Raw genomic sequence first — 12,070 nt, forward strand, 5'->3', positions numbered from 1 at the left:
TCAGGACCCCTTCGGCGGCACGAGCTGGAAGTAGATCGCGGTGATCACGAAGTTCACGGCGAACAGCAGCAGGAACGTGATGACGACCGACTGGTTGACCGCGTCGCCGACGCCCTTGGGCCCACCCCCGGCCCGCAGGCCCTTGTAGGAGGCCACGATGCCGGCGATGAGCCCGAACACCAGGGCCTTGATCTCGCCGGACCAGAAGTCGGCCGTCTGCGCCAGCGCGCTGAACGACGCCAGGTAGGCCCCGGGCGTGCCGCCCTGCAGGATGACGTTGAAGAAGTACCCGCCGGTGACGCCGACGACCGACACCAGCCCGTTGAGCAGGACGGCGACGAGCATCGCGGCCAGCACGCGGGGCACGACCAGGCGCTGGATCGGGGAGATGCCCAGCACCTCCATCGCGTCGATCTCGTCGCGGATCTTGCGTGCGCCCAGGTCGGCGCAGATCGCCGAACCACCGGCACCGGCGATGAGGAGCGCGGTGACGATCGGGCTGGCCTCGCGCAGCACGGCGAGCACCGATGCCGACCCGGTGAACGACTGGGCGCCCAGCTGGCGGGTGAGCGAACCCAGCTGCAGGGCGATGACGGCGCCGAAGGGGATGGCCACCAGCGCGGTTGGCAGGATCGTGACCGACGCGACGAACCAGGTCTGCTGGATGAACTCGCGCAGCTGGAAGGGCCGGCGGAACACCGCCCGGACGACGTCGAGGGCGAAGGCGAACAGGTTGCCACTGGCCCGCAGCGGACGCGTCGGCGAGAGCTTCCCGTCCAGCAGACCCGGGGCCTTCGGCTTCTCACCCGGGGTCGCCGTCACGAGCGGCCTCGCGGGTCGGGGACCACGAGGTCGGCGCCGTCCTCGGTGCGCCACTCCCGCTCGGCGCCCGCCGTCGGCTGGTAGGCACCCGAGTCGGCGAGCGCGAGCAGGTCGGCCGGCAAGCTGGCCCGGATCGCGTCCGCGGTGGCCGGGTCGTAGGTGTGCAGCATCCGCGCCACCCGCTCCTGCCGCCGGCGCACGGCCTTGCGCTCGGGCAGCCCGGGGCTCGGCTCCAGCTGCGGGGGCACGGCGTCCCCACCCGAGGCACCCTTGGGACCCACCCCGTTGTGCGCGTCGCCGCCGCGGGCCTCCAGGGCGGCCATCTCGGCCTCGACCTGCGCGACGTCCTTCTCCTCGCTCATGCCGATCGGTCCCTCGCGGCGACCGTTGAGGAACTGCCGGACCACCGGCTCCTGGCTGGTCAGCAGCTGCTCGCGCGGACCGAACATCGCCAGGTGCCGCCGGAAGAGCAGGCCGAGGTTGTCGGGGACGGTGCGGGCGGTGCCGATGTCGTGGGTGACGATGAGGAACGTGGCGTCGATCTGGGCGTTCAGGTCGACGATGAGCTGGTTGAGGTAGGCCACGCGGACGGGGTCCAGGCCGGAGTCGGGCTCGTCGAAGAGGATGACCTCGGGGTCGAGCACCAGCGCCCGGGCGATGCCGGCGCGCTTGCGCATGCCGCCGGAGATCTCGCCCGGCAGCTTGCCCTCGGTGCCGGCCAGGCCGACCATGTCCATCTTCTCCATGACGATGGAGCGGACCTCGGACTCGCTCTTCCTCGTGTGCTCGCGCAGCGGGAAGGCGATGTTGTCGTAGAGGTTCATCGACCCGAACAGCGCGCCGTCCTGGAACAGGACGCCGAACAGCCGGCGGACGTCGTACAGCTCGCGCTCGGAGCAGCTGACGATGTCGGTGTCGGTCATGACGATCGACCCGCGCTCGGGCTTGAGCAGACCCACGAGCGACTTGAGGAAGACCGACTTGCCGGTGCCGGAGGGGCCCAGCATCACCGAGATCTCCCCCGGCGGGAGCGTGAGGGTGACGTCGCTCCAGATGTTCTGGCTGCCGAAGGACTTCGTGAGTCCCTGCACGTGCACGGCGACGCCCACGGACGACCTCCTCCACCGGCTGCGGTGCCGGCACCTGCCTGCTGCTGCGGGCCCCGGCATCATGCGGCCGCACCGGCGACCGCGCATGTCTACTGGGGAGTAACGACGACCGAGGTTAGTGGTTACGCAGGTCACGGCAATCACGTGGCCCCCGTCTCACCCCAACTCGTGACCTGTCACCACGCAGCGCCGTACCTCGGACACGCAGCAGGAGCCGCACCCCGCGGGGGTACGGCTCCTGCTGGTCGTGCTGTCACCCGCGGGCGACGTGCCCGGCGTGCGCCGGGCGGGGTGTCACTTGACGGTGACGGTGGCGCCGGCGCCCTCGAGGGCGGCCTTGGCCTTGTCCGCGGCGTCCTTGGCGACCTTCTCCAGGACGGGCTTGGGCGCGCCGTCGACCAGGTCCTTGGCCTCCTTGAGGCCGAGCGAGGTCAGGCCGCGCACCTCCTTGATGACCTGGATCTTCTTGTCGCCGGCAGCCTCGAGGATGACGTCGAACTCGTCCTGCTCGGCGGCGGCCTCGGCGCCACCGCCACCGGCACCGCCGGCGGCGGGCGCAGCGGCCATGGCGACGGGGGCGGCGGCGGTGACCTCGAAGGTCTCCTCGAACTGCTTCACGAAGTCCGACAGCTCCAGGAGGGTCATCTCCTTGAAGGCGTCGAGCAGCTCGTCGGTGGACAGCTTGGCCATGTCTTCTCCTACTGGTCAGTCGTCGCTGGCCGCGGTCGCGGCGTCAGCGTCGGTGTCGGGGGTGGTGGGTGCAGCAGCGGTGTCGTCGGCAGCGGCCTCGGGGGCCTCGGCGGCCTCGGGAGCGTCGCCCGCGGGCTTCTTCTCCTTGAGCGCCTCGGCGAGACGGGCGACCTGGGACAGCGGGGCCTGGAAGAGCCCGGCGGCCTTGGTGAGGTTGCCCTTCATCGCACCGGCCAGCTTGGCCAGCAGGACCTCGCGGGACTCGACGTCGGCGAGGCGGGTGACCTCGGCGGCGTCGACCGTACGACCCTCGACGACGCCGCCCTTGACCACGAGGGCCGGGTTGGCCTTCGCGAAGTCGCGGATCGCCTTGGCGGCCTCGACCGGGTCACCGGCGATGAACGCGATGGCGGTCGGGCCGGAGAGCAGCGGGGCCAGGTCGGTGTGGCCGACCGAGTCCGCCGCCCGCTTCGTCAGGGTGTTCTTGACGACGGCGTAGCTGCTGCCCGCACCGAGGGAACGACGCAACTGGGACAGCTGCGCCACGGTCAGCCCGCGGTACTCGGTGAGCACCGCCGCACTCGAGTCCTGGAACCGGCTGGTGATCTCCGCGATCGCCGCATCCTTGGCCTGCGTGGGCATGGGCCTCCTCTCTCAGTCGGGGCGACCACCGGAGGAGGCACGGTGCGCATCGATCGAGGGGCCCGGAGACGGGAGACGCCCCGGCGCAGGGCGCACGGGGCGTGGGCAGGCACGAGGCCTGGCGACGAACCGTTCACCTGCGCGGGCCGCCCGGACGGATCCGGGACCTTCGATCGCACGCGGACGTGCGACGACCAGCGGTCTGGGGGGAACGCGGAGAAGAGTACACGCCCGCCCGCCGCGCCGGTGACGGCCATCCGCCGGGCCCCCGCCGAGCGAACACCGCAGGATCTACCCCGACGCGCCGACCGCACGACGCCGACCGCACGACAGGAGCCCACCCGCATGAGCAGCACCCCGCGCACCGTGCGCAGCACCGACCGCTCGGTCGCCGGCCGGCTCGCCGGCCTGGTCGGCGAGGTCTTCGGCGGGCAGGTCCCGGTCCGCATCCGCGCCTGGGACGGCAGCGAGGCCGGCCCCGCCGACGCCCCGGTCGTCGTCCTGCGCAGCCGTACCGCCCTGCGCCGGCTGCTGTGGGACCCGAACGAGCTGGGGTTGGCCCGCGCGTACGTGGCCGGGGAGATCGACGTCGAGGGCGACCTGGCCGAGGGGCTCTCCCGCGTCTGGGCCCTGGTGCGGGAGCGCCCGCCGTCGCTGCCCGGGGTGCGCGACCAGCTGCGCTGGGGCCGCACGGCCCTGCGGCTGGGCATCGTGGGCCGGCGCCCGGCCGCCCCGCCGGAGGAGGCCGTCCTCTCGGGCGAGAAGCACACGACCGACCGCGACAGCGACGCGATCAGCTACCACTACGACCAGAGCAACGACGTCTACCAGGCGCTGCTCGACGAGCACATGGCCTACTCCTGCGCGTACTTCCGCGCCGACCCGGCGACCGACCCCGGCGCGGCCGACGGCAGCTACACCGTCACCGACGCCCAGCGGGACAAGCTCGAGCTGGTCTGCCGCAAGCTGGGCCTGCAGCCGGGCATGCGACTGCTGGACGTCGGCTGTGGCTGGGGCTCGATGATCCTCTACGCGGCGCAGCACCACGGGGTGCACGCCACCGGCGTGACCATCTCGGCCCAGCAGCGCGACCACATCGAGAAGGTCGTCGCCGAGCGCGGCCTGGCCGACCGGGTCACCGTGCGGCTGCAGGACTACCGTGACGTGCCGCTGCCGGCCGAGGGCCCCTACGACGCGATCAGCTCGATCGAGATGAGCGAGCACGTGGGCCAGGAGCAGTACCCGGTCTACGCCGCCACGCTGCACCGCCTGGTCAAGCCCGGCGGCCGGGTGCTCGTGCAGGCCATGAGCCACCCCAGCGCCCCCGGCGGCGGCGCCTTCATCGAGCGCTACGTCGCCCCCGACATGCACATGCGCCCGACCTGGCAGACCGCCGAGATGCTGGCCGCCCCCGGCCTGGAGCTGCGCGACGTCGAGAGCATCCGCGAGCACTACGACTGGACCGTGCGCGCCTGGGGCGTGCGCCTGGAGGAGCGGTGGTCCGACGTCACCGCGATCATCGGCGAGGCCGGCGCCCGCATCTGGCGGCTGTACCTGGCCGGTGGCGGGCTGACCTTCGCGGAGAACCGCATGGGCGTCGACCAGCTGCTGTTCGCCAAGCCGACCCCCGCGGGGCGCAGCGGCATGCCCGAGACCCGGGGCGCCTGGTACGAGGGCCTCGGCGCCCCCCACCGGGCCCGCTGACCGGGCCCGGCGCAGTGGTGGGCATCGACTGGGGGGCCTGGGGCGGTGGGGTCGCCGTGTCCCTGGCCGCGCTGCTGGTCGTGTTCACCGGCACCTGGCTGGTGGCGCTGCGGGTGGGCCGGCACTCGGTGGTCGACGTCGTCTGGGGCCTGGGCTTCGCGGTCGTCGCCCTCGTCGGCCTGCTCACCGCCCGCGCCGGCGGCCACGGCGACCTCGGCCGGCAGCTGCTCGTGCTGGGGCTCACCACGGCCTGGGGGGTGCGCCTGGCCGTGCACATCGGCCGGCGCAACGGCGACCGGGAGGACCCGCGCTACGAGCAGATCGCGGCCCGGGCGACCGGCTCGGTGGCCGCCCACCTCTACCGCCGGGTCTACCTGCCCCAGACCGCCGTCCTGTTCGTGGTGTCGCTCCCCCTGCTGGTGGCCGCCTTCCAGGACGGCGCGGCCACCTCCGGCTGGCCGCTGGTCGTCGCCCTGCTGGGCGTCGTCGTCTGGTCGGTGGGGTTCACCTTCGAGACGGTCGGGGACTGGCAGCTCGAGCGGTTCCGGGCCGACCCGGCCAACCGCGGCCAGGTCAACGACCGCGGCCTGTGGCGGTACACCCGGCACCCGAACTACTTCGGCGACGCCTGCGTCATGTGGGGGCTGTGGCTGCCCACCGCCGCGCACTGGTCGGGCTGGGTGGTGGTCATCTGCCCGGCGCTCATGACGCTGAACCTGGTCAAGGGCTCGGGCGCGGCGATGACCGAGAAGCGCATGACCAGCACCCGCCGGGGCTTCGCCGACTACGTCGAGCGCACCAGCGCCTTCCTCCCCTGGCCGCCCACGCGCCCCTGAACGCCGAACGCCCCCGCAGCTCGGGCTGCGGGGGCGTCGTGCGCGGTGCCGGGTCGATCAGAGCTGGGAGGCCTCGTCGACCAGCAGGTTGCGGGTGCGGTTCGGGTCGACCGGGATGCCCGGACCCATCGTGGTGGAGATGGTGACCTTCTTGACGTAGCGCCCCTTGGCGGCCGAGGGCTTGGCGCGCAGCACCTCGTCGAGGGCGGCGGCGTAGTTCTCCACCAGCTTGGCCTCGTCGAAGGAGACCTTGCCGATCACCAGGTGCAGGTTCGACTGCTTGTCGACGCGGAAGTTGATCTTCCCGCCCTTGATGTCGTTGACGGCCTTGGTGACGTCGGGGGTCACCGTGCCGGTCTTGGGGTTCGGCATCAGGCCACGGGGGCCGAGGATGCGGGCGATGCGGCCGACCTTGGCCATCTGGTCCGGGGTGGCGATGGCGGCGTCGAAGTCCAGGAAACCGCCCTGGATGCGCTCGATCAGGTCGTCGGAGCCGACGACGTCGGCACCCGCGGCCTCGGCCTCGGCGGCCTTGTCGCCGGTCGCGAAGACGATGACGCGGGCGGTCTTGCCGGTGCCGTGGGGCAGGTTGACGGTGCCGCGGACCATCTGGTCGGCCTTGCGGGGGTCGACCCCGAGCCGGATGGCGACCTCGACGGTGGCGTCGTACTTGGTGGTCGAGGTCTGCTTCGCCAGCCCCGCCGCCTGCAGCGGGCTGTACAGCTGCGCGCTGTCGACGAGCTCGGCGACCTTGCGGAAGTTCTTGCCGTGCTTGGCCATGGTGGTGCTCCTGTCCACCCGCGGTGCGGGCGATCGCGTGGTGTGCGGGCCTGGCCGGCCCTCCCACGACTGCTGGTTACTGGACCGTGATGCCCATCGACCGGGCGGTGCCGGCGATGATCTTCTCGGCGTGGTCGAGGTCGTTGGCGTTGAGGTCGGCCATCTTGGTCTGGGCGATCTCGCGGACCTGGTCACGCGTGACCGTGGCGACCTTGGTCTTGTGCGGCTCGCCCGAGCCCTTCTCGACACCGGCGGCCTTGAGCAGCATGCGCGCGGCCGGCGGGGTCTTCGTGACGAAGGTGAACGAACGGTCCTCGAAGACCGAGATCTCGACCGGGATGACGTTGCCGCGCTGCGACTCGGTCTCGGCGTTGTAGGCCTTGCAGAACTCCATGATGTTCACGCCGTGCTGACCGAGGGCGGGGCCCACGGGCGGCGCGGGGGTGGCCGCACCGGCGTTGATCTGGAGCTTGATGACCGCGGTCAACCGCTTCCTGGGGGGCATGACTTCCTTCTATCTGAGGTGACGTGACTGCGTGGTCTTGGTTGGAAGGCCTCGGTGCAGGGTCCCATGCCGCGCGGAGCGTGGGATGGGGAGCACCGAGGTCCTACAACTTCTGGACCTGGCTGAAGGACAGCTCGACCGGGGTCTCGCGGCCGAAGATGGAGACCAGCACCTGCAGCTTCTGCTGCTCGGCGTTGATCTCGTTGATGGTGGCCGGGAGGGTCGCGAACGGGCCGTCCATGACGGTGACCGACTCGCCGACCTCGAAGTCGACCAGCGGGGAACTGGGCGCACCGGGGGCCGGGGTCCCCGTCTCGGGGGCCGACGGCGCCTTGGCCGTGGTGGCCGGCACGAGCAGCTTGACGACCTCGTCCAGGCTCAGCGGGGAGGGGCGCGAGGTCGCGCCGACGAACCCGGTCACCCCGGGGGTGTTGCGCACCGCACCCCAGGAGTCATCGGTCAGGTCCATGCGGACCAGCAGGTACCCCGGCAGGACCTTGCGGTTGACCTGGACCCGCTTGCCGTTCTTGATCTCGGTGACCTCCTCGGTCGGCACCTCGATCTGGAAGATGTAGTCCTCCATGTCCAGGCTGGTGATCCGCGACTCGAGGTTGGTCTTCACCTTGTTCTCGTAGCCGGCGTAGGAGTGGATCACGTACCAGTCACCGAACGCGCTGGCCAGGGCCTTGCGCATGGCCTCGGCCGGGTCCTCGTCCTCCTCCTCGGCGGTCTCGAGGACCTCCTCGGTGAGCGGGTCGTGGTCGGGCGCGGGCTCGACGGCGGTGTCGCCCACCAGGGCGTCGTCGACGGCGCCGCGGGCGTTGCCGGTGCCACCGGCCACGGCGTCGGCCATCGGGTTGTCGGCGGTCAGGTCGCCGGTGTCCACCGAGCCCTCGGCCGCACCGGACTCGCGCACGCCGGTCTCGGCGTCGACGGCACCGGTGGCGGCGTCGACGGCGGCGTCGGCCGTCGGGTCCTCGGTGGCGGCGTCGACGGCCTCGTCGGTCTCGCGGGGGTCGGTCACGGGGTGGGTCTCTTTCCTGTGCGTCGGCGGTGCGTGCTCGGGAGGTGTGCGGCGGTCAGCCGAAGACGGCGATGACGCCCTGGGCGAAGAGGATGTCCAGCCCGGCCACCAGCGCAACCATGAAGGCGACGAAGACGATGACCACGGTCGTGTAGGTGATCAGCTCGCGACGCCCCGGCCAGATGACCTTGCGCAGCTCGGCGACGACCTCGCGGAGGAACCGGCCGATGCTGCGCTTCTCGCGCAGCTCGGCGGCCCGGGCGCGCTCGGCCTCGGCCCGGGTACGGGTGCCTTCACCCTTGCCGGCGCCACCGGAGCTCACCGCGCCGACGTCGCCCCGCGCCGGACGGGTCGTGCGGGCCTCGCTGGCCGGACGCCCCCCGGGCCGGTCACGACGGCGCACGCGGGGCGCCTCGGGCTCGTCGCCCTCGTCGTCGTCGGCGGTGATGGCGCCGCGCCGGCGGCGGGTCGGCGGGGCCACCACCTTGTCCTCGGCCTCGGCGGCCTCCTCGGCCACCTCGGCCTCGGCTGCCTCGAGCTCCGCGGCGTCGTCGACCCCGGGGGCCTCGGCGTCGATCTGCTCGTCGGTGAGCTCGCGGTCGGCGTCGTCGGCGGGCTCGGCGCCGGGACGGCGGCGGACGCGCTCGTCCTCGGTGCCCGGCTGCTCGTCGCTCACTGCGCCTCGCCTCGTCGTCGGTGGTGGGTTCCGTGCCGCCCCGGCCGGGACGGCCCGCCGGCGGACCGGCGGAGGGGCAGGGGTGACAGGACTTGAACCTGCAGCCTGCGGTTTTGGAGACCGCTGCTCTGCCAATTGAGCTACACCCCTAGGCATCCGCACGGGGCGGACACCGGGGGTCGAGACCTGCCGCGGCGCGCGGAGGTACCGGTCGGTGAGGAGAGGTACCGGGGCACGCCGGTGGCAGGGTGCACGAACCCCGAGCGAGAAGTGTACGTGACCGCCGACGGCACCGGCCACCACGTGCCGAGCAGCGTGCTCGGGGGACCCAGGGACCCACCCGGGTGCCGCCTCGCCCGCGGCCGGCGCGGCGGCTGACACGATGGGCCCATGAGCGCCCCGACCGCACCGGGGGCCGGCACCCCGGGGCCCCTGCCGCCGCCCCCCTCCCCCGCCGAGCGGCGGGTGTCCCGCCGGGTCGGGGCGATCGCCGAGTCCGCCACCCTGGCGGTCGACGCACGGGCGAAGGCGTTGCGCGCAGCCGGGCGGCCGGTCATCGGCTTCGGTGCGGGCGAGCCCGACTTCCCCACCCCCGCCCACGTCGTGGAGGCCGCCGTCGAGGCAGCCCGCAACCCCGTGCACCACCGCTACTCCCCCGCCGGGGGGTTGCCCGCGCTGCGCGAGGCGATCGTGGCGAAGACGCTGCGCGACTCGGGCGTCCGGGCCACCCCGGCCGACGTGCTGGTCACCAACGGCGGCAAGCAGGCGGTGTACGAGGCCCTGGCCACGATGCTCGACCCCGGTGACGAGGTGCTGCTGCCGGCGCCGTACTGGACCACCTACCCCGAGGCGATCCGGCTGGCCGGCGGGGTGCCCGTCCCCGTGGCGGCCGACGAGCAGTCGGGCTACCTGGTGTCGGTGCGCCAGCTGGAAGCCGCCCGCACGGCCCGCACGAAGGTGCTGCTGTTCTGCTCGCCGTCCAACCCGACCGGCGCGGTGCACCCGCCCGATCAGGTCGAGGAGATCGGTCGGTGGGCGTGGGAGGCCGGCCTCTGGGTGCTCACCGACGAGATCTACGAGCACCTGACCTACGGGGACGTGCAGGCCCCCTCGATGCCGGCCCTGGTGCCCGAGCTGCAGGCGCGGTGCGTCGTCGTGAACGGGGTGGCCAAGACCTACGCCATGACCGGCTGGCGGGTCGGCTGGCTGCTGGGCCCGGCCGACGTGGTGCGGGCGGCCACCAACCTGCAGTCGCACGCCACGTCCAACGTGGCCAACGTCTCCCAGGTGGCGGCCCTCGCGGCACTGACCGGTGACCAGTCGTCGGTGGCCGCCATGCGGGCGGCCTTCGACCGGCGGCGGCGCACCGTGGTCGACATGCTGCGCGAGATCCCCGGGATCGCCTGCCCCGAGCCGCAGGGGGCCTTCTACGTGTACCCGTCGGTGAAGGCGCTGCTCGGGCGGGAGATCGCCGGCCGGACGCCGACCACGAGCGCCGAGCTGGCCGAGCTGGTGCTGGCGGAGGCCGAGGTCGCCGTGGTGCCCGGGGAGGCCTTCGGCACACCGGGCTACCTGCGCCTCTCCTACGCCCTCGGGGACGACGACCTGGTCGAGGGCGTCACCCGCCTCCAGCGGCTGCTGGGCACCGCCGGCTGACGCCTGAGGCGCCCAGCGGGGGCCTCAGAGCTGCACGACGGCTCGCGCCAGCAGGAGGACCCCCTCGCCCCCCGGCGCACGCTGCGCGCGCACCGGGGACCTGCGAGGGGGCCGTCAGAGCTGAACGACGGCTCGCGCCAGCAGAAGGACCCCCTCGCCCCCCGGCACACGCTGCGCGCGCACCGGGTCCCTGCGAGGGGGCCGTCAGAGCTGCACGACGGCTCGCGCCAGACTCAACACCTTGTGGCCGTTGTTGGTGACGGTGAGGTCGACGCGGACGCGGTCGTCGTCCAGCAGGGCGGCGACCCGACCGGCGACGACGACCTCGGCGCCGGTGCCGTCGTCGGGGACGACGACCGGGCGGCTGAACCGCACCGAGTACTCGACAAGCGCGCCCGGGTCGCCCGCCCAGGCGGTGACGGCCCGGGCCGCGAGGCCGGCAGTGAGCATGCCGTGGGCGATGACACCGGGCAGCCCGACCTCGGTGGCCACGCGTTCGTTCCAGTGGATGACGTTGAAGTCACCCGAGGCACCGGCGTAGCGGACCAGGTCGGCCCGGGTGACCCGGGAGCTCTGCGCCGGCAGCTCGGTGCCCACCTCGACGTCGGCGAACCGGACGACGGCGGCCATCAGGCACCGCCCCGGGCGACGAGCATCGCACTGGTGCGGCAGACCGGCTCGCCGTCCTCGGTGGCCAGGTCGACGCCGGTGGTGAGCATGTCGTTGCCCGCCACGCTGCGCACGGCCTCGATCGAGGCGGTGGCGACCAGCCGGTCACCGGCCCGGATGGGGCGGTGGTGGACGAACTTCTGCTCCCCGTGCACCACGCGGCTGTAGTCGATCGCGACGTCGGGGTCGTCGAGGACGACGTTCCCGGCCCCCAGGCTCAGCACGATGGCGAACGTGGGCGGGGCGACGACGTCGGGGTGCCCGGCCGCGCGGGCGGCCACGGGGTCGCGGTAGACCGGGTCGTCGTCACCCAGCGCGCGGGCGAACTCGGCGATCTTCTCCCGTCCGACCTCGTACACGGCGGAGGGCGGGTAGCTGCGCCCGACCAGTGATGCGTCCAGCGTCATGCTCCCCGCCCTCCAGGCGATCCGTGCGACCTGCGGTCAGCGGGTCTCGCGGTGGACCGTGTGCTTCTTGTCCGTGGGGCAGTACTTCTTCAGCTCGAGCCGGTCGGGGTCGTTGCGCCGGTTCTTGCGGGTGATGTAGTTGCGGTTCTTGCACTCCTGGCAGGCCAGGGTGATCTTGGGACGGACATCGGTGGCTGCCATGAGCGTTTCCTCGCCTTGTTCTGGTCGTGGCGCTGGGGATACCCCCACACGCCGACGGACCCCGGCAACGGGGTCCGTCATGGGTAGCGGCGACCGGACTTGAACCGGTGACACAACGATTATGAGCCGTTTGCTCTACCAGGCTGAGCTACGCCGCCGGGTTGACCTCGCGACCCAGGTCTCGCGACCGGACCGGCTGGTCGGAGCCCCTTTACGGAATCGAACCGTAGACCTTCTCCTTACCATGGAGACGCTCTGCCGACTGAGCTAAAGGGGCCTGCGTGCTGCGCGAGGAACACTACCCGGACCTGTCGGACGCGGTTCGTGCGGCCCCTCGCGGAGCGTGCTC

The 12,070-nt window shown here is 72.6% G+C and carries 14 protein-coding genes and 3 tRNA genes; 3 read left to right on the top strand and 14 right to left on the bottom strand.

What is annotated here, in order from left to right; all coding sequences use genetic code 11:
• The 4 genes from TEK04_RS00095 to rplJ all read right to left on the bottom strand — a co-directional run bounded on the left by TEK04_RS00095 (window position 1) and on the right by rplJ (window position 3,263).
• Window positions 1-822 (bottom strand): MlaE family ABC transporter permease, encoded by an 822-nt coding sequence (locus TEK04_RS00095; RefSeq protein WP_432277305.1) that lies wholly within the window; start codon window positions 820-822, stop codon window positions 1-3.
• On the bottom strand, window positions 819-1,931 hold the full coding sequence (locus TEK04_RS00100) for an ABC transporter ATP-binding protein (protein WP_336402254.1): 1,113 nt from the start codon (window positions 1,929-1,931) through the stop codon (window positions 819-821). The genes TEK04_RS00095 and TEK04_RS00100 overlap by 4 nt, the downstream gene beginning before the upstream one ends.
• Window positions 1,932-2,225: 294 nt before the next feature.
• Complete coding sequence (rplL, locus tag TEK04_RS00105; RefSeq protein WP_253014841.1) at window positions 2,226-2,621, bottom strand: 50S ribosomal protein L7/L12; 396 nt, start codon at window positions 2,619-2,621, stop codon at window positions 2,226-2,228.
• A gap of 15 nt (window positions 2,622-2,636) precedes the next feature.
• The gene (gene rplJ / locus TEK04_RS00110; RefSeq protein WP_349257730.1) at window positions 2,637-3,263 is read right to left on the bottom strand and encodes a 50S ribosomal protein L10; all 627 of its coding nucleotides are present in this window, start codon (window positions 3,261-3,263) and stop codon (window positions 2,637-2,639) included.
• A 345-nt stretch (window positions 3,264-3,608) separates the two neighbouring features.
• On the opposite strand from rplJ, the gene TEK04_RS00115 reads away from it, so the two are divergent.
• Window positions 3,609-4,967 (top strand): class I SAM-dependent methyltransferase, encoded by a 1,359-nt coding sequence (locus tag TEK04_RS00115; protein ID WP_336402255.1) that lies wholly within the window; start codon window positions 3,609-3,611, stop codon window positions 4,965-4,967.
• A gap of 17 nt (window positions 4,968-4,984) precedes the next feature.
• On the top strand, window positions 4,985-5,803 hold the full coding sequence (locus TEK04_RS00120) for a DUF1295 domain-containing protein (protein WP_336402256.1): 819 nt from the start codon (window positions 4,985-4,987) through the stop codon (window positions 5,801-5,803).
• Window positions 5,804-5,860: 57 nt separating this feature from the next.
• On the opposite strand, the gene rplA is transcribed toward TEK04_RS00120, so the two are convergent.
• The 5 genes from rplA to TEK04_RS00145 all read right to left on the bottom strand — a co-directional run bounded on the left by rplA (window position 5,861) and on the right by TEK04_RS00145 (window position 8,938).
• Window positions 5,861-6,583 carry a 50S ribosomal protein L1 gene (rplA, locus tag TEK04_RS00125; RefSeq protein WP_336402257.1) on the bottom strand — a complete coding sequence of 241 codons (723 nt, stop codon included), beginning with the start codon at window positions 6,581-6,583 and terminating at the stop codon, window positions 5,861-5,863.
• Window positions 6,584-6,659: 76 nt separating this feature from the next.
• Complete coding sequence (gene rplK, locus TEK04_RS00130) at window positions 6,660-7,088, bottom strand: 50S ribosomal protein L11 (protein ID WP_336402258.1); 429 nt, start codon at window positions 7,086-7,088, stop codon at window positions 6,660-6,662.
• Window positions 7,089-7,191: 103 nt separating this feature from the next.
• Window positions 7,192-8,112: a transcription termination/antitermination protein NusG gene (gene nusG / locus TEK04_RS21270; RefSeq protein ID WP_349257731.1), complete on the bottom strand. Its 921-nt coding sequence runs from the start codon at window positions 8,110-8,112 to the stop codon at window positions 7,192-7,194.
• 55 nt (window positions 8,113-8,167) lie between these two features.
• Window positions 8,168-8,788, bottom strand: a complete 621-nt coding sequence (gene secE, locus TEK04_RS00140) for a preprotein translocase subunit SecE (protein ID WP_336402259.1) — start codon at window positions 8,786-8,788, stop codon at window positions 8,168-8,170.
• A gap of 77 nt (window positions 8,789-8,865) precedes the next feature.
• A tRNA-Trp gene (locus TEK04_RS00145) sits at window positions 8,866-8,938 on the bottom strand.
• 240 nt (window positions 8,939-9,178) lie between these two features.
• Between TEK04_RS00145 and TEK04_RS00150 the strand changes: the two genes are divergently transcribed.
• On the top strand, window positions 9,179-10,444 hold the full coding sequence (locus TEK04_RS00150; RefSeq protein WP_336402260.1) for a pyridoxal phosphate-dependent aminotransferase: 1,266 nt from the start codon (window positions 9,179-9,181) through the stop codon (window positions 10,442-10,444).
• A 204-nt stretch (window positions 10,445-10,648) separates the two neighbouring features.
• Here the strand turns inward: TEK04_RS00150 and TEK04_RS00155 are convergent, their stop codons facing one another.
• From TEK04_RS00155 to TEK04_RS00175, 5 genes are all read right to left on the bottom strand, one after another.
• Window positions 10,649-11,074 carry a MaoC family dehydratase gene (locus TEK04_RS00155; protein ID WP_336402261.1) on the bottom strand — a complete coding sequence of 142 codons (426 nt, stop codon included), beginning with the start codon at window positions 11,072-11,074 and terminating at the stop codon, window positions 10,649-10,651.
• A complete protein-coding gene (locus TEK04_RS00160) occupies window positions 11,074-11,520 on the bottom strand; it encodes an FAS1-like dehydratase domain-containing protein (protein ID WP_336402262.1) in 447 nt (148 codons plus the stop codon). The genes TEK04_RS00155 and TEK04_RS00160 overlap by 1 nt, the downstream gene beginning before the upstream one ends.
• A 36-nt stretch (window positions 11,521-11,556) precedes the next feature.
• Window positions 11,557-11,721 (bottom strand): 50S ribosomal protein L33, encoded by a 165-nt coding sequence (gene rpmG / locus TEK04_RS00165; protein ID WP_055764573.1) that lies wholly within the window; start codon window positions 11,719-11,721, stop codon window positions 11,557-11,559.
• 84 nt (window positions 11,722-11,805) lie between these two features.
• Window positions 11,806-11,879 (bottom strand) — tRNA-Met (locus tag TEK04_RS00170).
• 46 nt (window positions 11,880-11,925) lie between these two features.
• Window positions 11,926-11,998: transfer RNA gene (locus tag TEK04_RS00175), tRNA-Thr, on the bottom strand.
• Window positions 11,999-12,070: the final 72 nt, after the last annotated feature.

The sequence above is a fragment of the Klenkia sesuvii genome (assembly GCF_037083825.1).
Taxonomy (GTDB): domain Bacteria; phylum Actinomycetota; class Actinomycetes; order Mycobacteriales; family Geodermatophilaceae; genus Klenkia; species Klenkia sesuvii.